The organism is Chimaeribacter californicus (assembly GCF_002858675.1).
GTDB lineage: Bacteria > Pseudomonadota > Gammaproteobacteria > Enterobacterales > Enterobacteriaceae > Chimaeribacter > Chimaeribacter californicus.
This window is the reverse complement of record NZ_PJZF01000004.1, coordinates 251,213-276,799: the sequence shown is the minus strand read 5'-3', so window position 1 is coordinate 276,799 and position 25,587 is coordinate 251,213. Positions and strand designations below refer to the sequence as shown.

At 62.8% G+C, this 25,587-nt stretch carries 21 protein-coding genes; 7 read left to right on the top strand and 14 right to left on the bottom strand.

The window, feature by feature from the left end:
- Positions 1 to 24: 24 nt before the first annotated feature.
- The 5 genes from CYR55_RS07570 to CYR55_RS07550 are packed head-to-tail and all read left to right on the top strand — an operon-like array spanning position 25 to position 5,022.
- Positions 25 to 1,611: an ABC transporter substrate-binding protein gene (locus tag CYR55_RS07570; protein WP_101815535.1), complete on the top strand. Its 1,587-nt coding sequence runs from the start codon at positions 25 to 27 to the stop codon at positions 1,609 to 1,611.
- Positions 1,611 to 2,663 carry an ABC transporter permease gene (locus CYR55_RS07565; protein ID WP_101815534.1) on the top strand — a complete coding sequence of 351 codons (1,053 nt, stop codon included), beginning with the start codon at positions 1,611 to 1,613 and terminating at the stop codon, positions 2,661 to 2,663. Before CYR55_RS07570 ends, CYR55_RS07565 begins: the two co-directional genes overlap by 1 nt.
- Positions 2,663 to 3,520, top strand: a complete 858-nt coding sequence (locus tag CYR55_RS07560; RefSeq protein ID WP_101815533.1) for an ABC transporter permease — start codon at positions 2,663 to 2,665, stop codon at positions 3,518 to 3,520. Before CYR55_RS07565 ends, CYR55_RS07560 begins: the two co-directional genes overlap by 1 nt.
- Complete coding sequence (locus tag CYR55_RS07555; protein ID WP_101815532.1) at positions 3,510 to 4,364, top strand: ABC transporter ATP-binding protein; 855 nt, start codon at positions 3,510 to 3,512, stop codon at positions 4,362 to 4,364. Before CYR55_RS07560 ends, CYR55_RS07555 begins: the two co-directional genes overlap by 11 nt.
- Positions 4,357 to 5,022 carry an ABC transporter ATP-binding protein gene (locus CYR55_RS07550; RefSeq protein WP_101815531.1) on the top strand — a complete coding sequence of 222 codons (666 nt, stop codon included), beginning with the start codon at positions 4,357 to 4,359 and terminating at the stop codon, positions 5,020 to 5,022. The genes CYR55_RS07555 and CYR55_RS07550 overlap by 8 nt, the downstream gene beginning before the upstream one ends.
- A gap of 216 nt (positions 5,023 to 5,238) precedes the next feature.
- Here the strand turns inward: CYR55_RS07550 and CYR55_RS07545 are convergent, their stop codons facing one another.
- The 9 genes from CYR55_RS07545 to CYR55_RS07505 form a co-directional block, all read right to left on the bottom strand.
- Complete coding sequence (locus CYR55_RS07545) at positions 5,239 to 7,344, bottom strand: TonB-dependent siderophore receptor (protein ID WP_101815530.1); 2,106 nt, start codon at positions 7,342 to 7,344, stop codon at positions 5,239 to 5,241.
- Positions 7,341 to 8,438: an ABC transporter substrate-binding protein gene (locus tag CYR55_RS07540; RefSeq protein WP_101815529.1), complete on the bottom strand. Its 1,098-nt coding sequence runs from the start codon at positions 8,436 to 8,438 to the stop codon at positions 7,341 to 7,343. Before CYR55_RS07540 ends, CYR55_RS07545 begins: the two co-directional genes overlap by 4 nt.
- Before the next feature lie 171 nt (positions 8,439 to 8,609).
- Positions 8,610 to 9,116 carry an Lrp/AsnC family transcriptional regulator gene (locus CYR55_RS07535; RefSeq protein WP_101815528.1) on the bottom strand — a complete coding sequence of 169 codons (507 nt, stop codon included), beginning with the start codon at positions 9,114 to 9,116 and terminating at the stop codon, positions 8,610 to 8,612.
- 136 nt (positions 9,117 to 9,252) lie between these two features.
- A complete protein-coding gene (gene gabT, locus CYR55_RS07530) occupies positions 9,253 to 10,569 on the bottom strand; it encodes a 4-aminobutyrate--2-oxoglutarate transaminase (protein WP_101815527.1) in 1,317 nt (438 codons plus the stop codon).
- A 53-nt stretch (positions 10,570 to 10,622) separates the two neighbouring features.
- Complete coding sequence (locus CYR55_RS07525; protein ID WP_101815526.1) at positions 10,623 to 11,549, bottom strand: 2-hydroxyacid dehydrogenase; 927 nt, start codon at positions 11,547 to 11,549, stop codon at positions 10,623 to 10,625.
- Positions 11,549 to 12,394, bottom strand: coding sequence for a GNAT family N-acetyltransferase (locus tag CYR55_RS07520; RefSeq protein ID WP_101815525.1), 846 nt, complete (start codon positions 12,392 to 12,394; stop codon positions 11,549 to 11,551). Before CYR55_RS07520 ends, CYR55_RS07525 begins: the two co-directional genes overlap by 1 nt.
- An 11-nt stretch (positions 12,395 to 12,405) precedes the next feature.
- Positions 12,406 to 13,737 carry an NAD(P)/FAD-dependent oxidoreductase gene (locus tag CYR55_RS07515; RefSeq protein ID WP_101815524.1) on the bottom strand — a complete coding sequence of 444 codons (1,332 nt, stop codon included), beginning with the start codon at positions 13,735 to 13,737 and terminating at the stop codon, positions 12,406 to 12,408.
- A gap of 51 nt (positions 13,738 to 13,788) precedes the next feature.
- A complete protein-coding gene (locus tag CYR55_RS07510) occupies positions 13,789 to 15,456 on the bottom strand; it encodes an ABC transporter ATP-binding protein (RefSeq protein ID WP_101815523.1) in 1,668 nt (555 codons plus the stop codon).
- Positions 15,453 to 16,304, bottom strand: coding sequence for an ABC transporter permease (locus CYR55_RS07505; RefSeq protein WP_101815522.1), 852 nt, complete (start codon positions 16,302 to 16,304; stop codon positions 15,453 to 15,455). Before CYR55_RS07505 ends, CYR55_RS07510 begins: the two co-directional genes overlap by 4 nt.
- A gap of 125 nt (positions 16,305 to 16,429) precedes the next feature.
- Between CYR55_RS07505 and CYR55_RS07500 the strand changes: the two genes are divergently transcribed.
- The gene (locus CYR55_RS07500) at positions 16,430 to 17,542 is read left to right on the top strand and encodes an RNA-guided endonuclease InsQ/TnpB family protein (RefSeq protein ID WP_101815580.1); all 1,113 of its coding nucleotides are present in this window, start codon (positions 16,430 to 16,432) and stop codon (positions 17,540 to 17,542) included.
- A gap of 67 nt (positions 17,543 to 17,609) precedes the next feature.
- Here the strand turns inward: CYR55_RS07500 and CYR55_RS07495 are convergent, their stop codons facing one another.
- Genes CYR55_RS07495 through CYR55_RS07475 form a run of 5 tightly spaced genes read right to left on the bottom strand, consistent with a single transcriptional unit; the run spans position 17,610 to position 23,698 of the window.
- A complete protein-coding gene (locus CYR55_RS07495) occupies positions 17,610 to 18,566 on the bottom strand; it encodes an ABC transporter permease (RefSeq protein WP_101815521.1) in 957 nt (318 codons plus the stop codon).
- Positions 18,567 to 18,581: 15 nt separating this feature from the next.
- Positions 18,582 to 20,204, bottom strand: coding sequence for an ABC transporter substrate-binding protein (locus CYR55_RS07490; protein WP_101815520.1), 1,623 nt, complete (start codon positions 20,202 to 20,204; stop codon positions 18,582 to 18,584).
- A gap of 29 nt (positions 20,205 to 20,233) precedes the next feature.
- Positions 20,234 to 21,511, bottom strand: a complete 1,278-nt coding sequence (locus CYR55_RS07485) for an NAD(P)/FAD-dependent oxidoreductase (protein ID WP_101815519.1) — start codon at positions 21,509 to 21,511, stop codon at positions 20,234 to 20,236.
- Between the two features lie 20 nt (positions 21,512 to 21,531).
- Positions 21,532 to 22,200 (bottom strand): haloacid dehalogenase type II, encoded by a 669-nt coding sequence (locus CYR55_RS07480; RefSeq protein ID WP_101815518.1) that lies wholly within the window; start codon positions 22,198 to 22,200, stop codon positions 21,532 to 21,534.
- 28 nt (positions 22,201 to 22,228) lie between these two features.
- Positions 22,229 to 23,698: an aldehyde dehydrogenase family protein gene (locus CYR55_RS07475; protein ID WP_101815517.1), complete on the bottom strand. Its 1,470-nt coding sequence runs from the start codon at positions 23,696 to 23,698 to the stop codon at positions 22,229 to 22,231.
- Positions 23,699 to 24,226: 528 nt separating this feature from the next.
- On the opposite strand from CYR55_RS07475, the gene CYR55_RS07470 reads away from it, so the two are divergent.
- A complete protein-coding gene (locus CYR55_RS07470; protein WP_101815516.1) occupies positions 24,227 to 25,441 on the top strand; it encodes an MFS transporter in 1,215 nt (404 codons plus the stop codon).
- Positions 25,442 to 25,587: the final 146 nt, after the last annotated feature.

Sequence of the window (25,587 nt, the reverse complement as noted above, 5' to 3'; positions counted from 1 at the left end):
AAAAAGACTCAGCAAGGAAACCCCATGAAATATAACGTTCCCTCTATGATTGCGCTGGCGCTGGCTACCTCTTTTTCAGCCTATGCGGCCACCCCACCGGACACGCTGGTGATTGCCCAATCGATTGATGACGCCAGCAGCCTTGACCCGGCACAGGGCTTTGAACTGACCTCGGTGCAGGCGTTCACCAACCTGTACCAGCGTCTGGTGCAGTCTGACCCGAAAAACCCCATCGACATCCAGCCGACCCTGGCCAGCAACTGGCAGCCGGGCGCAGATAACCGCAGCATGACCTTTACCCTGCGTGACGGCGCGACATTCGCCAGTGGTAACCCGGTTCGCCCGGAAGATGTGATCTTCTCCCTCTCCCGCGTGGTGAAGCTGAACCTGGAACCCTCCTTTATCCTGACCCAGCTGGGCTGGACGCCGGAAAACGTGGATGCCAGCCTGAAAAAAGTCGGCCCGAATCAGGTGCAGGTGAGCTGGAGCGCCAACGTCAGCCCGACTTACGTGCTGAGCCTGCTCTCTGCGCCGGTGGCCTCCATCGTGGATGAAAAAACCGCGATGGCGAACCAGAAGAAAAATGACTACGGCAACCAGTGGCTGATTACCCACTCTGCCGGCAGCGGCCCGTACCAGATCCGCCGTTTCATCCCGCATGAAGTGCTGCTGATGTCCGCGAACCCGACCTCGCCGGGCGGCGCGCCGAAACTGAAAAACGTGCTGATTAAAAACGTGCCGGAACCGGCCGCCCGCCGCCTGCTGCTGGAGCAGGGCGACGCAGACATCGCGCGTAATCTGGGGGCTGACCAGATGGCCGCGCTTAAAGGTAAAGCGGGCGTGAAGCCGCTCGCGATCCCGATGGCGTCGCTCTATTACATGCAGTTCAACACCGACGCCTCCCCGGCGCTGAAAAACCCGGCCTTCTGGGAAGCGTCGCGCTACCTGTTTGACTACCACGGCATTGCCGATGACCTGCTGAAAGGCCAGTTCCAGGTGCATCAATCCTTCCTGCCGGAAGGTTTCCTGGGCGCGCTGAACGACAACCCGTACACCTACGATCCGGCGAAAGCCAAACAGATCCTGGAAAAAGCCGGCCTGACCAACGTCAGCTTTAAACTGTCGGTGAGCAACCAGCCGCCGTACCTGGACATCGCGCAGGCGTTGCAGGCCAGCTTCGCCAAAGGCGGCGTAAAAGTGGAACTGATCCCCGGCATCAGCACCGAAGTCGCGACCAGCGTCAAAGCGCATAAATATGAAGCCACGCTGAACGCCTGGGGTGCCGACTACTTTGACCCGAACACCAACGCCGCCGCCTTCGCCTATAACCCGGAAGATGGCAGCACCACGCTGGCGATGCGCTCCAACTGGCACATCCCTGAGCTGACCAAACAGGTGATCGCTGCCACGGCAGAGAGTGATAAGGCGAAACGCGTGGAGATGTACCAGGCGATGCAGCGTGAAGTGCAGAAAAGTTCGCCGTATGTGATCGGGCTGCAGGCACGCAACCTGGTGGCAGTGCGGGACAACCTGCAAGGCTACGTGCAGGGCATCAACCCTGACATGGTCTACTATTCCCAGGTCACCAAAACCAGCCAGGCCGCCAAGTAATGGCGGTAACTTCTGTTGAAGCCGGGTCCGCCCGGCTGTTCTGGCGCCGTGCCTCACGGGTCGCTACCGGTGTGCTGTCGGTGGTGGTCACCCTGCTCGGCCTGCTGGCGTTCACCTTCGCACTCTCCCGCCTCTCCCCGGTTGACCCGGTGCTGCAAATCGTCGGCGATCACGCCAGTACCTCAACCTATGAGCAGGCGCGCCGCGACCTGGGGCTTGACCAGCCGGTGCTGATGCAGTTCTGGCATTACATCGAACACCTGGCGCGCGGCGATATGGGTATCTCCCGGATTACCAACCAGCCGGTGATGAGCGATCTGCTGCGGACGTTCCCGGCCACCGTGGAGCTGGCGACCTGCGCGATTATTTTCGGCGCGCTGTTCGGCATCACGCTGGCGCTGCTGGCGGCCTGGAAACCGGGCAGTGTGCTCGACAACCTGGCGCGGATGATCTCCTTGCTGGGCTATTCGGTGCCGATCTTCTGGCTGGGCCTGCTGGGGCTGCTGCTGTTCTACGCCGTGCTGCACTGGTCAGCCGGGCCGGGGCGGCTGGATGACCTCTACGTCTATACGCTGGAGCCGAAAACCGGCTTTGTGCTGATCGACAGCTGGCTCTCCGGCGACCCGGCGATGTTCCGCAACGCCCTCGCCCACCTCTGGCTGCCAGTAGTGGTGCTCGGGTTGCTGGCGATGGCCGGGATCACCCGCCTGCTGCGCGCCGCGCTGCTGGAAGAGAGCAATAAAGAGTATGTGACGCTGGCTCGTGCCAAAGGGGCCGGCCGCGGCCGCATTCTGTTGCGCCATATCTTCCCGAATGTGCTGGGCACGCTGATCACCGTGCTGGCGCTCTCCTACGCCAGCCTGCTGGAGGGTGCGGTACTCACCGAGACTGTGTTCTCCTGGCCGGGCGTGGGGCGTTACCTCACCACCGCGCTGTTCGCGTCGGATACCCCGGCGATCCTGGGCGGCACGCTGCTGATCGGCACCTGCTTCATTATCCTGAATGCGCTGGCCGATGCCCTGACCTACCTGACCGACCCGAGGACACGTTGATGACGCAACATCTCTCTGATGCGGAGCCCCTCACGCCGCAACGCCGTCGCCGCCGGGTCACCACCCTGGCGATCGGCGGCAGCCTGATTGCGGTACTGCTGCTGGTGGCGTTGTTTGCGCCCTGGCTGGCCCCGTTTGACCCGAATGCGCAGCTGATGAGCGCCCGCCTGTTGCCGCCCTCTGAGCTGCACTGGTTCGGCACCGATGGCTTCGGCCGCGATCTCTTCTCCCGCGTGTTGTATGGCGCGCGCCCGACCCTGCTGCTGGTGTCGCTGATTCTGGTGCTGACCATCCCGGTCGGGATGCTGATCGGTATCAGTGCCGGTTACCTTGGCGGCTGGACGGAGCGTGTGCTGATGCGCATCACCGACATCTTCCTGTCGTTGCCGAACCTGGTGATCGCGCTGGCGCTGGTAGCGATGCTCGGCCCCGGCCTGCTGAACGGTGCGCTGGCCCTGGCGTTGACCAGCTGGCCGCCGTTTGCCCGGCAGGCACGCGCCGAGACGCTGGCGTTGCGCCGCAGTGACTACCTCGCCGCCGCCCGGATGCAGGGCATCAACGGCCTGCGCCTGATGTTCGGCCATATCCTGCCGCTCTGTATGCCGAGCGCCGTGGTGCGCGCCGCGCTGAGCCTGGGCGGGATCATTCTCGCCTCTGCCGGTCTCGGCTTCCTGGGCATGGGCGTGCAACCGCCGACCGCCGAATGGGGGTCGATGGTGGCGGAAGGCAGTAAAGTGATCTTTGACCAGTGGTGGGTGGCCGCTGCACCGGGTGGGGCCATTCTGTTTGCCAGCCTCGCCTTTAACCTGACAGGCGACGGCCTGCGTGACCGACTGGATACCCGCCATGGCCATTAATCCTTCTTCCCCGCTGGTGATCGCTGAGCAGCTGCGGGTCTCGGTCGCCGGGAGCGGTGCACCGCTGGTTAACGATCTGCGCTTTACCCTCGGGCGTGAGCGCGTGGCGCTGGTCGGCGAGTCCGGTTCCGGCAAATCCCTGACGGCCCGCTCGCTGATGGGGCTGTTGCCGCCGTCGCTGAAGGTGCAGGCGCAGCAACTCAGTTTTGACGGCGAGAACCTGTTGCAGCTGAGTGAGCGGCGCTGGAACGCGATGCGCGGCAACCAGCTGGCGATGGTAATGCAGGACCCGAAATATGCCCTGAACCCGACCCGTACCATTGGCTGGCAGGTGGAGGAGCCGCTGAAACTGCACACCAAACTGGGGCGCGCCGAGCGCCGCGAAAAAGTGTGCGACATGCTGGACGCGGTCGGCCTGCCGCAGCCTGCCCAGCTGATGGCGCGCTACCCGCACCAGCTCTCCGGCGGGATGGGCCAGCGGGTGATGCTGGCGATTGCGCTGATCACCGATCCGCAGTTCCTGATTGCCGATGAGCCGACCTCCGCCCTCGACCATGCCATGCGTGATCAGGTGCTCGGCCTGATCCGCAAGCTGGTTGAGCAGCGCAACATGGGGCTGCTGCTGATCAGCCACGATCTGCAACAGGTGGCAGACCACTGTGACCGGGTGATGGTGATGTATAAAGGCGACATTCTCGATTCGTTGCCGGCGGCGGAGCTGCCGCGCGCCACCCATCCTTACACTCATACGCTGTGGGCCTGCCGCCCGAATAAATCAACGCACGGCAAACCGTTGCCGACGCTGGATCGCGCTGCACTGGAGGCCGCCCGTGGACATGATTGAACTGAACGGACTCAGCGTCTCCCACCGCCAGGGCTATGAGCTGCGCAAAGTGGTGCATGAGGTGTCCCTGACGGTACAGGCCGGGGAGTGTTTCGGGCTGGTCGGGCCGTCCGGCTGCGGTAAATCATCGCTGCTGTGGGTGATGGCCGGGCTGAACCCGAACTGGGACGGCAAGATGCGGCTGGCAGAACATCAGGCGCAGCCGGGCAAGGCCTTTACCGGCACGCTGCGCCGCGAGGTGCAGATGGTATTTCAGGACCCGTATGCTTCGCTGCACCCGCGCCACCGCCTGCGCCGCACGCTGGCAGAGCCGCTGAAACTGTTTGGCTTTGACAACGTGGACGACCGCATCCAGCAAGGGTTCCGCCATGTTGGGCTGGACCCGGCCATGGCGGATCGCTACCCGCATCAGCTTTCCGGCGGCCAGCGCCAGCGCGTGGCGATTGTGCGCGCGCTGCTGCTGCAACCGAAAATCCTGCTGCTGGATGAGCCCACCTCCGCGCTGGATATGTCGGTGCAGGCCGAAGTGCTCAACCTGCTCAATGACCTCAAACGGCAGGACAACCTCACCATGGTGCTGGTCAGCCACGACCCGGACGTGATCGACCATATGTGTGACCACGCAGTACACATGGACGCCGGGCGCATCGTGCGTTAAATCAGCCGACGTCAAAAGGCGCACCCCTCACGGCGTGCGCCTTTTTTTGCCTGTCAGGCAATATCGCATCCCCTTTATCAGCCTCGGGCACATTTATAATGATAAAAGCATAAAGTATGTTGTAACTATTAGCGCCATGAATGATTGTCTGATACTTTTAAGAATTTCGTCGGGAAAAGAGGGAAACAGCCGGAGCAAGCGCCCCGGCAGGGAAACTCAGAAATCCACGGCGGCGGAAAGCACCACTTCGCGCGGGTCGCCGATGGCGATGCGCAGGTTATTGCCGCTGGAGGTGTAGTAGGTTTTGTCGAACAGGTTTTTCACGTTCAGCTGCCATTTCACGTCGTAACCGCTGAACGGTGTGCGCCAGGCCACAAAGGCATCCGCCACGGTGTAGGAGTCCAGCCAGAAGCTGTTGGCGGCATCGCCGGGGCGCTTGCCCACGTAACGCCCACCGACGCCGGCGCGCAGGTTGTCATTGGCCATCAGCCCGGTGCCGCCGAAGTCATTGGTCAGGAACAACGCGGCGGTATGGCGCGCCGTGTTGGGCATCAGTTTGCCGCGGTTGTCCGGGTCTTCCGTCACCCGTGCATCGGTATAGGCGTAGGAGCCAATCAGGCTGAGCGAAGAGGTCAGGCGGCCGGAGGCATCCAGTTCCACACCCTGCGAACGCACCTGCCCGGCAGTGCGGGTGACAGTGTCACCGTCCACCAGTTCGCTGACCATCACATTGCGCTTGCGGATGTCATACAGCGCCAGCGTGCCGGTGATACCGTTCTGGGTGTCAATCTTCGCACCGACTTCATACGCCTTGCCCTGCTCCGGCGGCAGCGCGCCGATCTCTGTAGCAATCGACGAGTTGGGTTTGAACGACTCGGTATAACTGGCATAGAGGCTGGACCAGTCCGTCAGGCTGTACACCACCCCGGCGCGCGGCACCAGTTTGCTGTCGGAACTCTGGGTATTGGTCACAAACGGGCGGCCTTTGCCCGCCATCACCTCAAAACTGTCGTAACGCAAACCGCCGATCAGCCGCCAGCGGTCAGTCAGCCGGATCTCGTCTTGTAAGAACAGGCCCCGGCTGTCGATATTCTCGCGCTGGTCGCTGTCTGCGGCGCTGACGGTGGTACCTGCCGCCATCTCGCCATACACCGGATGGTAGACGTTAAAAGCGGTATTTTTGGTGCCGCGGATCATGTCACCGCGGAAGGTGCGGTCCGCCTCATAGTCAAAGCCCATCAGCACCTGATGGTTGACGCGCCCCCAGTCCACATCCCCTTTCACCGAGGCCTGCACAATCTGCGTGCGGGCGTCAGCATCGGCGGTGGAATCCGCCTGCCGGGTCAATACGCCGGTATCGGCATTGTAGGCGGTGGCACGCGCCTGATTGTCACTGTAGCGGTTACGGTTGAACGAATAGGTAAACTGCGAGGCCCAGTTCTCGCTCAGCGCCTGATCGACCTGAAGCGTCAGCGTATCCTGATCGCCGCGGGTGGCGTTGTAGCCCTCGTCGAAGCGGCGTTCACGCGGGGTATTGACCGGTTTGCCGGTGTTTGAGTCAATCACCGTGCCGCGATCAAACGGCACCAGGTATTCCATGTGCTCCCAGGAGACGCGCACCATGGTGCTGTCACCAAACCACATCAGCGACGGCGCGACCACTGTCTGGCGGTTGCTGCCGAAGTTGCGCCAGTAGTCGGTTTCGCTGTGATCAACAATCAGCCGCCCGGCAAAGCCGCCGCCCAGCGGCCCGGTGACATCCAGTTGCCCGCCGCCGCCGCCGAAGCTGCTGGTACGCCCCTCCAGATGCACATGCGGCGTCAGCTGCGGTTTTTTGCTGATGATATTGATCATCCCACCCGGCTCATTCATGCCGAACAGCATCGACGACGGGCCTTTCAGCACCTCGACCCGCTCGCTGGTTGGTGTGAAGTTACGCGCCTGAATCGAACGCAGGCCGTCGCGCAGGATCGAGCCGTCGCGGTTATCGCCAAAACCGCGTTTGATCACCGCATCTTGCGTGCCGCCCAGCGTGTTGGACTGGGTAATGCCGCTGACATAGTTCAGCGCCTGATCCACACTGGTTACCGCCTGATCCTTCAGCACCTGCTCCGGCACCACGGTGATGGACTGCGGCACCTCGACAATGCGGCTTTCGCTGCGGGTGGCGGTGACGCTGGTGTGCGGCTGGTAAGAAGTCGTAGCGCTCTGCGCGCTGTCGTCGCTCTGTTTGTTGACGACCAGCGTGTCACCCTCTTCTGCCTGGGTTAACGCCGGGATGAGCAAACTGCTGCCCAGCAGGCAGGTGGCGATGGTTTTCATTTTGGTAACTGACTCCAGAAGGTCCCTGAAAATGCCAGCGGTAAAAAGCGCTGGTAAAGGTCTTGCAAGGTGTGTTGTGGGTTGAGATCGGCGAACTGCTGTGGGTAGAGCGCCTTAGCGAAGAATTCGGTGGCCACCACGTGATAGGGGCTGAGGTAAAAGTTGTGCCAGAGCGCGTAAGCGCGCCCGTTCTGCACCGCGCTGAGGTGCGAGAGTACCGGCTGCGCCGCCATGATCTGTGTAAAACTCGCGGATGCCTGTGCAGCGGAGACCTGCGGCCCGAGGCTGACGGTACGCGTGCCCTCTTCCGGCGCGGCCATGCCGGTAGCGATATAGACATCGGGATTGGCGGCCAGCACGTTCTCCGGGTTCAGCTCACCAAACACGCCGCTGACCTGTGACGCGGCGATGTTCTCCCCACCGGCAAACGCCAGCAGTTGCCCCAGGTTGCCGTTAACTGCCGTGGTGCAGCAGGTGTCGCGCCGCCCGAGGTGGAGATGCAGCATCACACGGGTTTTCGGGCCGTGGTACGCCGCCAGCCGCTGTTGGATGGCGTTCATATGCTGCTGGTAGAAGCTGATAAACGCCTGCGCGCGCTGCGGCTGCTCAAAAATCTCACCCAGCAACCGCACGCTCGGCACCGTGTTGTGCAGCAGATCGACCCGCAGATCCACCACCACTACCGGCACCCCGGCCTTTTCCATCAGCTGCATAAAGGCGGCGCTGTTGGCAGTGGTTTTCGCCAGGCGCGGCAGAATCACCAGATCGGGGCGCAGGGCGAGCACCTTCTCAGCGCTGATGTCATTGATGCTGCCGTTGCCGAATTGCGGGATCGCTGCCATCTGCGGGAAGGCGTAGAGATATTGCGCCCAGGTCTGCGGGTCATATTTCGCCAGGTCGCCCGGCCAGCCGGCGATGCGCGCCGCCGGGTAGCCCGGCTCCAGCAACGCCAGGGTATAGAGCATCCGGCTTTCGCCCAGCACCACGCGCTGCGGGTGATCGGGCACCGTGACCTGCCGCCCAAGCAGATCGACCACCTCTCTGGCCTGGCTGGTAAAACTCGCTAACAACAGTAATAAGGCGGCGATGCGCATGGGGTTATCCCGGCCATGGAATTTGGCTGGGAAAGATAATCAATATCATTCGCTTTTACAAGCCATTTGGCCGGGCGGACAAAACACGCAAAAACGTTGGGTGATTGAAAGATAAGCAAAAACGGCAAGGATTCCAGAATCCTGGGATTCCAGGATTACAGAATCCCAGGATTATAAGGCGCTTGGCAAATGGCGGGCGATCAGCGATTTCAGCGGCACGCTGCTTTTCATGATCGGGGTTTTAATCACGATATAACTGAAGTACTTATCTATGCCGACTTTGGCATCCAACAGCCCTTCAATCACATCCTGATAATGCTCAATGCTGCGGGTGATGAAACGCAACAGATAGTCATAGCCGCCGGTGATCAGGTGGCACTCCATCAGTTCCTCCACCTCGCGCAGGGCACTTTCGAAATTGATGAAATCTTCGCGCCGGTGGCCGGAGAGCGTCACTTCCGTGAATACCGTGACTGAATCGGTGATTTTGGTCAGGTTGATGTGGGCTTCATAGCCGGTGATAAAACCGGCCGTCTCCAGGCGCTTCACGCGCTGGAGGCAGGGGCTGGGCGACAACCCCACGGCCTCCGCCAGATTGACGTTGCTGATGCGGCCATCTTTCTGCAATTGCACCAGGATATTGATGTCGATACGGTCCAGTTTCATTAAGCCGTTCATGGCATACCCCTCAGGTCAATATTGCGCAATCACTCCGAAGGTATAACATGCTTCCCGGTTGTTGCGCCAGCGTTAACAACCACCGGCGCGCCGGTAACATGTTGAAAAAAACCACAACAATATCAAGGGGGAAAACTCAGCCAAGCCGCCCGGTGGCGCGCGCCAGGGCGATGTCCACAATGTGCAGCGCCTCGTCCAGCTGGGCATCACTGGTGACCAGCGGCGCGAGGAAGCGCACCGTGTTGCGCTGCACCCCGCATTTAATCAGCAGTAATCCCTCCTGGCAGGCGCAATCGAGGATTTTTTGCGTCAGCGCGGCGTCCGGCTCCCGGCTTTCGACATCCACAATCTCCATCGCCTGCATAAAGCCGACGCCGCGCACCTCGCCGATGCAGGGGTATTTCTTCGCCAGCTGGTGCAGCCGCGCATTAAGTTGCTCGCCCAACTGGCGGGCGCGGCCCGGCAGATCCTCGCTCTCCATTAAATCGAGCACCGCCAGCGCCGCCGCACAGGCCAGCGCGTTGCCGCCGTAGGTGCCGCCCAGCCCACCGGGCAGCGGCGCATCCATCATCTCACTTAGCCCCACCACGCCGGAAATCGGCAAACCGCCGCCGAGGCTTTTTGCCACGGTGATCAGATCGGGGCGGATGCCGCTGTGCTCAAAGCCAAACAGCGTGCCGGTGCGGCCAAAGCCGGTCTGCACTTCGTCACAGATCAGCACGATGCCGTGGCGGGTGGTCAGCGCCCGCAGTGCCTGCATAAAGCTGGCCGGCGCAGGCAGGAAACCGCCGTCGCCCTGCACCGGCTCGATGATGATCGCCGCCACCCGCTCCGGCGCAATCTGCACTGCGAACAGCGTCTCTAGCGCCTTCAGGCAATCCGCTTCCGTCACGCCGTGGAACGGGTTCGGGTACGGCACGCGGTAGATGTCACTGGGGAACGGGCCGAAGTTCTGCTTATAGGGCTGGCTCATGCCGGTCAGCGCACAGCCGAGCAGCGTACGGCCGTGGAACGCGCCGTCAAAGGCGATGATGCCGGGGCGGCCGGTGTGGGCGCGGGCAATTTTCACCGCGTTTTCCACCGCTTCTGCGCCGCTGGTAAACAGCACGCTTTTGTACTCGCCCGGCGCGCCCACCAGCTGGTTCAGCCGTTGGGCCAGCGTGATGTAGCCGGGATAGGCCGCCACCTGAAAACAGGCGTGGCTCACCAGGTTAAGCTGGCGCGTCACGGCGTTGATCACCACCGGGTGGCTGTGGCCGACGTTCAATACGCCGATGCCGCCGACAAAATCGAGATAGCGGTTGCCCTCGACATCCCACACTTCCGCGCCTTTGCCCTTCTCAATCACGATGGGGTGGGCGGTGACCACGCCGCGCGGCACCTGTTGCGCGCGCGCGTCCAGATAGAGGTCGTTATCCATTGCGGATTGCTGCTCAGCCAGTACGTTTTGCATCTCTTTACCTCATCGATAGGGCGATTATAAGAAGTTGTTGGCGGCGGGCGGCGTCAGTAGCCGCGCTGCCGGTCTACTACGCCGGTCATCGGCTCGCCGCGTTCAAAGCGGCGCAGGTTGTCCAGCAGGGAGGCCACGGCGCTCTCCGGCTGGGTCTGGCTGGCGATGTGCGGCGTCAGCCAAAGGGCGGGATGCTGCCAGAACGGGTGGTCAGCCGGCAGCGGCTCCGGGTCAGTGACGTCCAGCACTGCCGCGCTGAGTTGCCCTTCTGCCAGCGCCGCCAGCAGGTCGGGCTGGTTAAGCTGCGCCCCGCGCCCGGCCTGCACCAGCGCCGCACCGCGCGGCAGCTGGTTAAACAGGTCGCGGTTCAGCAGCCCGTGGGTTTCAGCGGTCAGCGGCAACAAACAGACCAGGATGTCGCAGGCAGCCAGAAAATCCGGCAACTGTTCCCGCCCGGCCCAGCAGCGCACGCCGGGCAGCTCACGCGGGGTGCGGCTCCAGCCGTGGCAGGGAAACCCCAGCGCAGTGAGCGCGGCCAGTGACGCCTCACCAAGCTGCCCGAGGCCCATCACGCCGATGCGCCGCTGTGCGGCCGGCACCATCGGGTGCGGCTGCCACTCGGCGCGCCGCTGCTGCTGAAGGTAGCGCGGCATATCCCGGTGCAGCCCCAGCACGGCAAAGGTGACGTACTCCACCATGCCCTGCGTCAGCCCCGGCTCAATCATCCGCACCACCGGCAGCTCAGGCGGCAGGCGCGCATAGTCGAACTGGTCCGCGCCCGCGCCCACCGAGAACAGCACCCGCAGGTTAGGGAAGCGCTGCATCAGATTGTCCGGCGGCTGCCAGGCGATCAGGTACTCCACCTCTTCCGGGTCGCCGATGTCCGGCCAGAGGCGGAAATCCGCCTCCGGGGCGAGTTCCGCGAACAGCGCAGCCCAGCGGCGGCCGCGTTCCGGGTCAGACTTATAAACGATGTTCATCAGCCCAGCGCCTGGGACATCAGCCCGAACGCCTGCGGGGCACCGGCAGCCGGTATCCAGGGCGTTCCCTTGATCATCACGGTCGGCACGTCCACCACCGGCAGCCCCTGGCTTTCCAGCCAGTCACCCAGCCCGAGTGACGGATCGCTGTCGATGCGCACAAACTCCCCGGCCAGCGGCTGCAACAGCCCGCTGACCAGCACTTTGGCCTGCTGAAGGTCATGGGCGATCACCGGGCCGATGGCCAGCCCGCGCCCGAAGCGGCGCAGCGCGGCGAAGCCCTGCGGCAGGCCATGCTGATCTTTCAGCATCACCACCCGCTCCGCCTCTGCCAGTAACATCGCGATCAGTGCCGGGCGCGATTGCCCGTGCGCCCGCTGGTCGAGCGCGGTCAGCACGGCGGCATCCTGCGGCCGCGCCTGGCTGAGAAACGGGTGCGCCGTCAGCGGTTCCGGGGCGATCTGGCCCAGCGCCGCGCACTGGTGCTGCTGGAGGATGCCGGTCACCTGGAAACCGAGTTTTTCATACAGCGGCCTGCCCGCTTCGGTGGCGTGCAGCCGCACGGTATAGCCCGGCAGGTTTTCCAGCACCGCCAGCAACAGCTGCTTGCCGATGCCGCGCCCCTGGCAGGCCGGGTCAACGATCACCAGCCCGAGGGTGGCGTAATCGTCACCCCAGCGCCAGCCAAGGGCGGTGCCGATAACCTGCCCCGCCTCCTCCGCCACAATGCCTGCGCCCAGCTTCAGCGCCTGCTGCCAGTCCTCAAGGCGGTGCGGCCACTTCACCTGCTGCGACAACCTCAGCGCCGTGGGCAGGTCACCCTCATGCATTACCCGGATCTGCATCCTGTTTCTCCTTACATCATGCCCGGCGCGTCAAGCCCCGAGCCGTCAACCAGCCGCGCATAGCGGTAGGGGGTGGGGTCAACCACCGGGTCATCATTCATCACCAGATCGGCGGCCAGCCGCCCGGCCCCCGGCCCAATGCCGAAGCCGTGGCCGCTGTAACCGGCCGAGAGCACCAGCCCCGGCAGGGACGGCACGGCAGAGATCACCGGCACCGCGTCCGGCGTGCTGTCAATCATGCCGCCCCACGCCTGCACCATGCGTAAGTTTGCCAGCGCCGGGAATTCACGGCGCATCGCCGCGATGCCTTCATCAACCATCGCCATGTCTGCCTGCGGATCGAGGATGCGGGTTTTCTCAAATGGCGACTGCCGGTCAAACTCCCAGCGCGCCAGCGCCTCCGGGCCCCGGAAGAACGGGCCAAGGCCAAGGCGCAGCGTCAGGTTTTTGCGCCGGGCGCGGAATGTTGGGTAGAACTGGCGCGCATAACGCAGCCCTTGTGCGCCCGGCTCCAGCCGCCCCCGGCCGGAAACCGAAACGGTGTAGCTGCCGTCGAGTTGCGGGCGGCAGGCGAACGCCGGGGTATAGAGCGGCATCGCGATTGCCTGTTCAATCGGGGCGGTACGGAACGCGGTGCCGATCACATTGCCGAGCGGCAACGGAATACCGTGGCGACGGCAGAACATCGACGTCCACGCCCCGCCGGCACAAATCACGCTCTGGGTTTTAATCAGCCCGCGCTCTGTCCAGACGCCGCTGACGCGCCCGGCGGCGATATCCAGCCCACGCACCGCGCACTGCTGAAACACCTGCGCGCCGAGCCGCTGGGCGGCCATCGCCAGCCCCGGCGCAGCCAGTGACGGCTCCGCGTGGCCGTCGGTGGGTGAAGAGACGCCGCCGAGCCAGGGCGTCACGCTGCCCGGCGTCATCGCTTTGGCCTGCGCGGCAGAGAGGATGTCACTGCGCACGCCGTAAGATTTCGCCATTTTCCCCCAGGCGTCCCAGGCATCGATCTCCGTCTGGTTGCGGGTGGCGTACACCAGCCCGGTGCGGCGGAACCCCAGCTCCTCGCCGGTCTCTTCGCGCAGTTCGGCCCAGCGGCGTAAGGCGTAGATGATCAGCGGCAGCTCGCGTTCGTCGCGGTTCTGCTGGCGGCACCAGCCCCAGTTGCGGCTCGACTGCTCGCCGCCCACCAGCCCCTTTTCCAGCAACACCGCCCTGACGCCTTTTACCGCCAGCTCATACAGGGCAGCGGCCCCGGCGATGCCGCCGCCAATTACCACGACGTCCGCCGTCTCGGGAAAATGCGCACTGTCCTGAACATATCGTATCGGTGCCGGCATACTCTCTCTTACCTCGTTATCAAAGGCGGTGGCCCCACATCACGGCCACCGTTATTCCGCTTTTAAAATCTCTTCGTGCTCGTCCAGCCAGCCCAGCCGCAACTCCGGCACGGCCCGCTTCAGGCGTTCAAAGTAGAGGTTACTGTTGGGTTTGTCATAATCATCACGCGCCACCTGCGCCACGGCGCGGCCGTTGCGCATCACCACAATCTCGTCGCAGACGGCGCGCACCGCCTGAAGATCGTGGCTGATAAACAGCACCGAGACGCCGAGTTCGCGCCGCAAATCGTTAATCAGATCCAGCACCGCGGCGGCCACCACCGTGTCCAGCGCGGACGTGACCTCGTCACAAATAATCAGATCCGGCTCTGCCGCCAGCGCCCGCGCCAGGTTGACGCGCTGCTTCTGGCCGCCGGAGAGCGCGGCGGGCTTGCGCCCCAGCACGCTGTGCGGCAGCCGCACCCGGTCGAGCAGTTCACGCAGCCGCGTCTCCAGCGCCGCGCCGCGCAAACCGTGGAAGCGCGCCAGCGGCCGCGACAGAATGGTCGCCACACTGTGCGCCGGGTTCAGCGCGGTGTCCGCCATCTGGAACACATACTGGATGCGACGCAGCTCATCCTCTGAGCGTTGCTGCATATCCCCGGCGATGTAGTGGCCGTTGAACAGCAAATGCCCGGCCGAGGGCGGGTTCAGCCCGGCGATGGCGTGCGCCAGCGTGGTTTTGCCGGAGCCCGATTCGCCGATGATGCCGATCGCCTGCCCGCGCCACAGTTTGAGGTTGATCGCCTCCAGAATGCGGATTTTCGGCAGCCCATCGCTGCCGCGGGGGCCGTACCCGGCGGCGAGGTCGCGCACTTCCAGCATCGGGTGGCGCTCTGCCGCGTCGGCCTGCCAGTGGCTTTCCCGGCTCTGGTGACCGGCCGCCGCCAGCAGCTGGCGGGTGTAGTCCGCCTGCGGCGCATTGATCAGCGCCGGGGTGGTGCCGTATTCCGCCATCTGCCCTTTCAGCAGCACCAGAATGCGGTCGGCCATCTGCGCCACCACCGCCAGATCGTGGCTGACGTAGATCGCCGTGGTGCCGCGCTGGCTCACCACGCGGCGGAACGCCTTGAGCACCTCCACCTGGGTGGTGACATCCAGCGCCGTGGTGGGTTCATCCAGAATCACTACCTCCGGGTCGCCCATCAGCGCCATCGCCGTCATCAGCCGCTGCAACTGCCCGCCGGAAACCTGATGCGGGTAGCGCCGGCCGATGGTGTCCGGTTGCGGCAGCGCCAGCTCGCGGAACAGCCCAATCGCCTTTTGCTCCGCCTCAGCGCGGCGCATCAGCCCGTGGATCATCACCGGCTCCACCACCTGATCGATAATTTTCATCGCCGGGTTAAAGGAGGCGGCCGCGCTCTGGGCGATATAGGCCACTTTATTGCCGCGAAACGCGCAGAGCTGGGCGGGCGACAGCGAGGTGACATCGGTACCCGCCACGTGCACCGTGCCCCCCGCGATGCGGCAGCCGTGGCGCGCATAGCCCATCAGCGCCAGCGCAATGGTAGTTTTGCCGGAGCCGGATTCGCCAATCAGCGCCAGCACTTCCCCTTTCTGCACGGTAAAGCGGATATCAGAGACCAGCGTCACCTCGCGACCGTCATCGCTCTGGGCGGTGACGCGCAGGTTGTCCACGGCCACCACCGGCCGGGCGGTATGCGGCATAACGTTCGTCATAATGCCTCCTTCGCTGTCTGCATCGGGCGCATCGCCTGTAAGCTATCGATAAACAGGTTGGCCCCGATGGTCAGGCTGGCAATCGCCAGCGCGGGCATCAGCACCGCCGGGGAGCCGTCAAACAGCCCCTGTAGATTTTCCCGCACCAGCGTACCCCAGTCGGCATAAGGCGGCTGCACGCCCAGCCCGAGGAAACTCAGGCCGCTCAGCAGCAGCACGATGTAAACAAAGCGCAGGCCGAAATCCGCCAGCATCGGGTGCAGCATATTCGGCAGGATGTCATGCAGCGCCACGTACCAGCGGCTTTCACCGCGCAGCCGCGAGGCGCGCACGTAATCCATGCCGCGCAGGTTGCTCGCCATGGCGTAGGCGATGCGGTACGCGCCCGGCCAGTAGGTGAACACCGCCGTGATAATCAGCATCGGCAGCGAGGAGCCGAACACCGCGACAATCATCAGCGCCAGGATTTTCCCCGGCAGCACCAGCAGGGCATCATTCAGGCGGCCGAGGATCTCCTCCAGCCAGCGCCCGGCCACCGCCGCCAGCAGCGCTAGCAGGGTGCCGATTGCGCTGGCGAGCAGCGCCGCGCCGAGCGCCAGCCCGATGGAGTAGCGTGCGCCATAGAGGATGCGGCTGAAGATGTCGCGCCCCAGGTAGTCGGTGCCGAACCAGAAGGTGGTGCTGAAGCCGCCGAACAGATCGCCCTCGCCAATGCCGTCCAAATTGTGCGGGGCCAGCGCGGTACCGAACACGGCCATCAGGATCCAGAACAGGGTTACCAGCAGGCCGATTTTGCCGGCGAGGCTCAGCGTGCGGAAGAACCGCCAGGGCAGAGAAAGTGTATTCATTGAGCGCCTCCGAGATACCCTGTCCTTTTAAGGTGAGGAGCAAAGAAGGCGGTTTTCTGCCTAATTTCTTTAAAATTGACCATCATCAATACCTCTCACATTTTTGCACGTATTTTGTCAGCCCTATGAAACGCGCATATAAATACAGATTCTATCCAACACCCGATCAGGTTGAGCTTCTGGCTCAAACGTTCGGCTGTGTGCGTTTTGTCTATAATTCAATCCTCCGCTGGCGCACTGATGCATACTATGAGCGTCAGGAGAAAATCGGCTACACACAGGCCAGCGCACGATTGACCGCGCAAAAAAAAGAGACTGAGTTCGCATGGTTGAATGACGTTTCTTGTGTGCCACTCCAGCAGTCACTACGGCACCAGCAGGCCGCCTTTAAAAATTTCTTTGAGGGGCGCGCCTCATATCCTGCTTTCAAGAGCAAGCGACATAAACAGTCAGCAGAACTAACTGCCAGTGCCTTCAAATACCGTGACGGCAAGCTGTATATGGCTAAAAGTAAAGACCCGTTAGATATTTGCTGGTCGCGTCCGCTGCCCTGTGTACCCTCTACAGTCACCATCAGCAAAGATGCTGCCGGGCGATACTTTGTCTCCTGCCTGTGCGAGTTTGAGCCTGTATCACTGCCAATCAGCCCGAAAATGGTCGGCATTGATGTTGGTTTAAAAGAATTATTCGTCACTGATACCGGCTTCAAAACCGGCAATCCCCGCCACACCGCTAAATACGCGAAGCGACTTGCGCTGCTACAACGTCGGTTGAGCAAGAAACAGAAAGGTTCAAAGAATCGCGTCAAAGCACGCTTAAAAGTCGCCCGCATCCACGCGAAAATTGCTGATTGCCGATTGGATAACTTGCACAAGCTGTCCCGCAAACTGATTAACGAGAACCAAGTTGTTTGCGTCGAATCACTGAAAGTGAAAAACATGATCCGCAATCCAATACTGTCAAAGGCAATTGCTGATGCCGGCTGGGGCGAGTTAATGCGCCAACTGCAATATAAAGGCGAATGGGCAGACCGGTCAGTGATAGCTATTGACCAGTTTTTCCCATCTTCAAGACGCTGTAGCGATTGCGGTTTCATAATGAACAAAATGCCTCTTAATGTTCGTAGCTGGAATTGTCCTGAATGCGATACTCGCCATGACCGCGACGTTAACGCGGCTCGTAATATCAAAGCTGCCGGGCTGGCAGTGTTAGCCCATGGAGCGAACGTAAATCCTTAATGCCATCCAGGGTGTTAAGGTTGATTGCTTTGAAGTGGGAATCCTCTTCCGCTAGGGAGGGGAGCAGTCAATGGCCCCTCCATTTCGGGTTAAAGGCGATGGTCAGGATGTCCGCCGCCAGCAGCAGCACCAGGTAGCAGACCGCAAACAGCATCACGCAGAGCTGCACCACCGGCAGGTCACGGTTGCTCACCGCGTCCACCATCTGGCTGGCGAGGCCGGGGTAACTGAAGATACTTTCGATGATGATCACCCCGCCAAACAGGTAAGAGAGGCTGAGTGAAATGGCGTTGGCAATCGGCCCCACGGCGTTCGGCAGCGCATGGCGCAACACGGCGCGCAGCGGGGAGGCACCCTTCAGCCGCGCCATCTCCAGATAAGGGCTGTCCATCTGGCTGATGATCGCCGAGCGCGTCATGCGCGCCATCTGCGCCACCAGCACGCAGCAGAGCGTGAGCACCGGCAGCGCGTAGGTTTTCAGGTAACCGGCCAGATCCTGCGGCGCCGCGCCCAAAGACATCGCCGGCACCCAGTGCAGCTTCACCGCGAACAGCAGCACCGCCAGCGTCGCCACCAGAAACTCCGGCACCGCCACCACCGACAGCGTGCCGACCACCAGCGCCCGGTCAAGCCAGGATCCGCGTTTCATCGCGGCGGTGATGCCGATAACCAGCGACAGCGGCACCGCCACCAGCGTGGTGATCGCCGCCAGTTCAAAGGTGGCCGGGATGCGCTGCGTCACCAGCTCCGCCACCGGCAGGTGGCTGGCGAACGAGGTACCGAAATCGCCCTGCACCATGCCGCCCAGCCAGTGCAGGTAACGCATCGGCAGCGGCTGGTCCAGCCCCAGCTGGGCGCGCAGCGCCGCCACCGTCTCCGGCGTGGCGCTCTGCCCGAGCATCATCTGCGCCGCATCCCCCGGCAGCAGGCTGGTGATCAGGAACACCACCGCCGAGACGATCAGCAACGTCAGCAGCCCGGCACCGATGCGGCGCGCAATCAACATCATCAAGTAGCGGTTCATGGCGCTCCCCCCGGGTTATGCCGCCAGCCAGGCGAATTCGTGGAAGCGATACCCCATCATCATGCCGGACGGCCACGGCTCCACGCCTTTCACTTTCTTGCTGAAGCCGTCCTGCGAGCTGATAAACGCCGGGATCAGCGTGCCGCAGTGTTCGTAGATCAACGCCTGCATATCGCCGTACATCTGCTTGCGTTTGCCCTGATCGCGCTCGCCGCGTGCGGCCACCACCAGCTGGTCAAACTGCGGGTTGCGCCAGCCGGACTCGTTCCACGGCGCATCAGAGACGTAAAACTGGGAGAACAGCATGTCCAGCGTCGGGCGCGGGTTCACCGAGCCGTAACCGATCGGGTCTTTCATCCAGTGGGTTGACCAGTAGCCGTCATAGGGCACGCGCCGTACCTGGAAATTGACGCCCGCCGAGCGGCCGACCTGTTGCAGCAGCTGGCCGCCCTCCACCGCCCCTTCGATGTTCGGCGTGGTGATGATCTCGGCTTTGGCGCCCACCATCCCGGCTTTTTTCAGGTGGAAACGCGCCTTGTCGATATCCAGCGTACGCTGCGGCAGATCCTGGTTGAACATCGGGTGCCACGGCGGTACCGGCGTGTCATTGGCGACGTCACCCAGCCCCTGCATCACGGTTTTCACCACCATGTCACGCGGCTGGAGGTACTTCATCGCCAGCACGAAATCGGCGTTATTCCCCGGCTGGCGGTCAGTGCGGATAATCAGGTTGCTGTACATGCCGGATTTGCTCTCCAGAATGCCGAACTGGCCGGACTGTTTCAGCCGTTTCACATCCCCGGCGGAGAGCGTGGAGACCATATGCAAATCGCCGGACATCAGCGCATTGACGCGCGCCGCCGGGTCGGTAACGCCCAGCAGCTCTACCTCGTCGAGGCGCGGCAGCCCCGGTTTCCAGTAGTTTTTGTTTTTCACCCCGATGGAACGCACGCCGGGCGAGAACTCCTGACAAACAAACGGCCCGGTGCCGACCGCCTTGCTGAAAGTTTTGGTGCCGTCCTGAATGATCATAAAGGCGTTGGTGGCGAGCAGGGACGGCAAATCATAGTTAGGGGACGCCAGCACCAGTTGCACTTCGGTCGGGCTGACGGCGGTGATGGTCTGGAACTGTGACGCCAGCGTGATGGCGGTGGAGCCGACCGCCGGGTCTTTGTGGCGGCTCAGGGAGTAGACCACATCCTGTGCGCTGAGGGTTTTGCCGTCATGGAAGGTGACGCCGGGGCGCAGGGTGATGCGCCAGGTTTTGCCGTCGGCGCTGTCAAAGGTTTGCGCCAGCGCCGGTTGCGGGGTGAGGTTTTTGTCCAGCTCAGTCAGGGCGTTGTAGAACATGCACTGGCGCACATAGTCGCCGCTGTTACTGGCTTTGGCCGGGTCGAGCGTGTCGGTGGCGGAGGCGTTCGCCATCGCCGCGCGCAATTTCCCGCCCATCACCGGCGTTTCAGCGGCAAACACCGCGTCGGGGAAGCCCAGTAAACCGGTGCTTGCCACCGCCCCGGCCGCCAGCATCTTCATCAGGCCGCGTCGTGAGAGTGAAACCTCATTAATCGCCCGGCTCAGGGAGGGGTCGATCTGGGTTGATACAGTAATGCCGCTGAATTCTTTTAAAAATTTGCTCATCGCACACCCTCAGTTGTTCACAGTGAGATTCAGGAGAAGCGGTCTTTGGCTTTGTAGTACCACCCCGCCACCGGTAAAAACCACGGCTTGCCGAAATAGCCCGGCACCGCCGGCCAGGGGTCACGCTGCCAGGGGTTGGCGTCGGCTTTTTCTGCCAGCATGTCCGCCATTACCCGGCCCATCCAGACCGACATCTGCGTGCCGTGGCCGCTGTAGCCGAGGGAGTAGAACACCCCGTCACGCTCCCCGGCACGCGGCAGGCGGTCGGCGGTCATGTCCACCAGCCCGCCCCAGCAGTAGTCGATGCGGCTATCCGCCAGTGCCGGGAACAGTTTCACCAGCCCGGCCTGCAGCACCGCGCCGCTGCGCGCATCCGACGTCGGGTTGCTCACGGCGAAACGCGCCCGGCCGCCGAACACCAGCCGGTTATCGGCGGTGGTGCGGAAGTAGTTGCCGATGTTCATTGAGGTGACGTAGGTGCGGTTATGCGGCAATAAATGGTGCAGCAGCGCCGGGTCGAGCGGCTCCGTCACCACAATAAAACTGCCCACCGGCACAATACGCCGCTGGAACCACGGGAACGGCCCGAGGTTGGAGCAGCCGGTCGCCATGAAAACTTTGTCCGCCACGATGGCGCCGCGCGCGGTTTCCACCCGGTGGCGGTAACCGGCCAGCCGGGTCAGCCCAGTCACCGGCGTCTGCGGGTAGATGGCCGCGCCGCTGCGGGCGGCCGCCTCTGCCAGCCCGACGCCGAATTTGCCCATGTGCATCTGGCCGCCGCGCTGTTGGATCAACCCGCCGTGGAAGTCCCCTGAGGCGATTTCATGGCGTACCTCATCGGCGCTGAGCAGTTCCACCTCCGGGTCTACCGTGCGGCGCATCAGCTCATAGGCCGCCTGCAACGCCGGGAAATGGGAGGCTTTACTCGCCAGCTTGAGCTTGCCGCAGCGCATGAAATCACAGTCAATCTGCTCGCGCTGTACCAGCGCCTGCACATACTCCACCGCATCCGCAAAGGCGTGGTAATAGCGGCTGGCCTGCTCCAGCCCCTGCGACGCCGCCAGTGAGGCGAAGTTCTGCGCCACGCCGGTGTTGCAATGGCCGCCGTTGCGCGCCGAGGCCTGCCCCATCACCTGCCCGGCCTCCAGCAGCACCACCTTCATGCCGTGGCGCGCCAGTGACAGCGCCGCCGACATGCCGGTAAAGCCGCCGCCAATCACCACCACCTCCGCCGAGGCGGGCAGGTCGCCGGTGGCCGCGCCGGTAAACGCCGGGGCGGTGGCCTGCCAGAACGATTCAAGTTTCATGCGCCTTCCCCCTTGCCGGATTACAGGCCGACCACGGCGGCCAGCCCGCCGATGTCCTGGATTTCGGTGTAGCCGTAATAAGGCGTGGACGGCTCATGCCCGCGTGCCACAAACACCTTGTGGGTGATGCCGAGATCGTGGGCGGTCATCAGGTCATAACGCAGGCTGGAGGAGACATGCAGGATCTCGTCCGGGCCGCAGCCCAGTTTGTCGAGCATGTATTCGAAGCCTTTCATCTGCGGCTTATAGGCCCCGACCTCTTCAGCGGTAATGGTCATGTGGATCGGCGCGCCGAGGCGCGGCACATGGTGGGTGATCAGGTCATTCATCGAGTTGGTGAGCAGCACCAGCGGGAAGGCCTCCGCCACTTTCGCCAGCCCGGCGGGCACGTCCGGGTGCGGCCCCCAGGTGGCGCAGGCGGTGTAGACCGCATCGCCGTCGCGCGGGCTGTATTCCACCTGCCACTTTTTACAGGTGCGGCGCAGCGCATTGCTGACCACCTGATCGTAGGGTTTCCAGGCACCGAGCACTTCATCCAGCCGGTAGGCGGCGAAATCGCGGGTAAAGGCGGGCATCTCCGCCTCACTGACCCGGTCAGCAAAGGCCGCTTGCGCGGCCCCCGCCATATCAAAATTAATCAGCGTGCCGTAGCAGTCGAAGGTGATGAACTTGGGTTTGAACAGGGCCATGACGTACCTCGCAGTTGGGTAAAAGGGTTCAGAAATCAATCAGCACACTTTTATGGCGTTGGCAGGCTTCGAACGCCTGCCGCCCCAGATCCTTGCCGATGCCGGAGCCGTGGAACCCGCCGGTGGGAATAATGAAGTCGCCGGAGCGGCCATAACGGTTGATCCAGACGGTGCCGGCGGCAATCCCGCGCATCGCCCGCAGGGCGCGCGCCAGGCTCAGGGTGTGTACCCCGGCGCACAGGCCGTAAGTCGGGTGCGCGGCCAGCGCCAGCCCTTCGGCCTCGTCATCAAACAGCTGCACCGTCAGCACCGGGCCAAAAATCTCCTCCTGTACCGCCGGGCTGTCAGCGCTGACGTTCGCCAGCAGGGTCGGCTGCCAGAAATAGCCCTCGCCGGTGCCGTCAAACCGTTGCCCGCCGGTAAGGATCTCCCCGCCTGCGCGTACCGCCGCCTGCACCACCGAGGCGACTTTCTCCGCCTGCCGGGCGTTGATCAGCGGCGCGTAGCGGCTGGACTCCTCCCAGGTGACGCCGGGGCGGAAGGCCGCGCAGCGGGCGATCAGTTTCGCTATCAGGGCATCGGCCACGCCGCGCTGCACAATCAGCCGGGTGCCGGCCACGCACGCCTGCCCGCCATTGGCGGTGAAGCCGCGCAGAATGCGATCGGCCACCACATCCAGATCGCCTGCGTCATCAAACACCAGCTGCGGGCTTTTGCCGCCCAGCTCCAGCGTGACCGGTTTCATGCCGTTAAACGCGGCATCGCTCATGATGCGTGCGCCGGTCTGGGTCGAGCCGGTAAAGGAGACTTTACGTACCAGCGGGTGCGCCACCAGCGCGCTGCCGGTTACCGCGCCGCTGCCCTGCACAATATTCAGCACCCCGGCCGGTAACCCCGCCTGCACCGCCAGTTCCGCCATGCGCACGGTGGAGTACGGCGTGAGTTCAGAGGGTTTCAGCACCACCGCATTACCGGCCGCCAGCGCCGGGCCGCACTTCCACGACGCCATCGACAGCGGGAAATTCCACGGCGTGATGGCCCCGATCACGCCATACGGCTCCGGCACCAGCATGCCCAGGCTGGCATCACGGGTCGGCAGCAGGTCGCCGCTGTATTTGTCGGCGCATTCGGCATAAAAACGGATCGCCTCGGCGGTAAACGGCAGCTCGTGGTTGACCACGTCGCTGATCGGGCGGGTGGAGCCGAGGGCTTCGAGTTGCGCCAGCGCGCTGTCAGTGGCGATCAGATCCGCCCAGCGGCGCAGCACCGCGCCCCGTTCTCGCGGCGGGCAGGCTGCCCAGCCGCTGGCGTTTACCGCCTGGTCAGCCAGCGTGACCGCCTCATCCACCTGCGCCGCGCCCGATTCGTATAACTCCCCGGCGACCTGGCCGTCTGACGGGCGTTTCACCGGGAAAGCCGCGCCCTCTCCCCGGCAATACTCACCGTTAATAAACTGCCCGGCAGGCAGCACCACCTTGTTGGGGTTAAAACTCAGCATGGCATCATTCCTTTTCTTCGCCGGATGAAAGGTGTACAGACGCAATTGCTAACCCGTTAATAAATAACGGTGTTGGCGCTTATGAGGAAGATATTGCAGGTTGCATGCCAGAATGGCGGAAAAAATTTTAATGCGTAAACGGCGGTGGAAAAAAATTTCCTGCCGAATTCGCAGGGGAAATAACGGGCGGAATGCGCGGCCGGGCTTTTAGGGCGTTAAGGTGATTTTTTGTGCACCGCGACAGGGCAATTTCCCACCGCTGTGCACCAGCGCCGGAATAAGTTTATTCCACCCGGCAATAACGCGCCGCTGAAAAAAGTGTGACGCAAATCACTTCTTGCCGTGGCCGGATGGGGCGACTACACTGCCCGGCCCGCAAGGGGTGGGGAGTCAGATGCGGGAATATCCCGCCGGCGCTGTTGCGCTGCCATAACAGCCCCCAGGTTTTTCCTTTCATCTTCAGCGCCGGGCTTCGCCCTGTCGCCGTCGTTCTTTTTATTTGAATCACAACGTAAGCCGTATTTCACCATGGAAAAAAACAGTTTTACCCCCTCGCCTGCGCCCTCCCTCGCCCTGGCGATCTTTGCGCTGGCGCTGGGAAGCTTTGCCATCGGCATGAGCGAGTTCTCTATCATGGGCCTGCTGGCCGAAGTCTGTCAGTCGATGTCTGTGACGCTGGCGCAAGGCAGCCATTTCATCAGCGCCTACGCGATTGGCGTGGTGATCGGCGCGCCGCTGTTTTCACTGCTGACCACCCAGTTGCAACGCAAACACCAGTTGATGCTGTTTATGGCGCTGTTCCTGGCCGGGAACCTGGCCAGCGTGCTGGCGGCGGATTACCACGCGCTGGTGCTGGCGCGTTTCGTCAGCGGCCTGCCGCACGGGGCGTTTCTCGGGGTGGCGGCGCTGGCGGCAGCCTCGCTGGTGTCACCGGATCGCCGTGGTAAAGCGGTGGGGAATGTGCTGCTCGGGCTGACGCTGGCGTCACTGCTGGGTAATCCGCTGGCGGCCATGCTGGGGGAATATATCAACTGGCGCTGGGCGTTCGGCACCGTGGCGCTGATCGCGCTGGTGGATGTGGTGCTGATTGCGGCAATTTTCCCGAAAACCGCGCAAGACCCCACCAATTCACCGCTGAAAGAGATTAAGGCACTGATGAACCGGCGCATCTGGCTGACGCTGGGGATTGCGGCGATTGGCTTTGGCGGCATGTTCTCGGTGATCAGTTACATCTCGCCGGTGGTGACCTATGCGGTGCACCTCTCCCACAGCTGGCTGCCGGTGATTCTGTTCGCCTTTGGGCTGGGCATGGTGGCGGGCAATCTGGCCGGCGGCTGGGCGGCGGACAAAAAGGTCATGCTGTCGATGTTCTGCATTCTGCTCTGGAGCATCGCGGTGTTGCTGCTGTTCCCGTTGCTGGCCCCGACGCTGTTTGGCGCCATCCTCGGCAGTTTCCTGATCGGCACTAACCTCGCGCTCTGCGCGCCGTTGCAGGTACGGCTGATGCAGGTGGCGGGCAAAGCGCAGACCCTGGCGGCCACGCTGAACCATTCGGCGTTCAACATCGCTAACGCCCTGGGTGCCAGTGTGGGGGCTTATGTGGTGGAAAATGGCTACCCGGTCACCTATACCGCCACCTATGGGGCGATCCTGCCGCTGTTGGGGCTGGTGATTTTCCTGCTCTCCCTGCTGAATGAGCGCGTCTCGCGCCCCCGCCCGGTGGTAATCACGCCGGAAGCGTAATGCTGTTGTACGTGGCCTTACGGGGCCACGTTCTCCCCCTGTTTTTCTGTTTACGCCAATAACACACCTTCATAGCCAATTATCCACATAGGCCTGACCTATGCATGTCATTACAGTTAGCCTATATCAACGTCCAATGAGGGAAA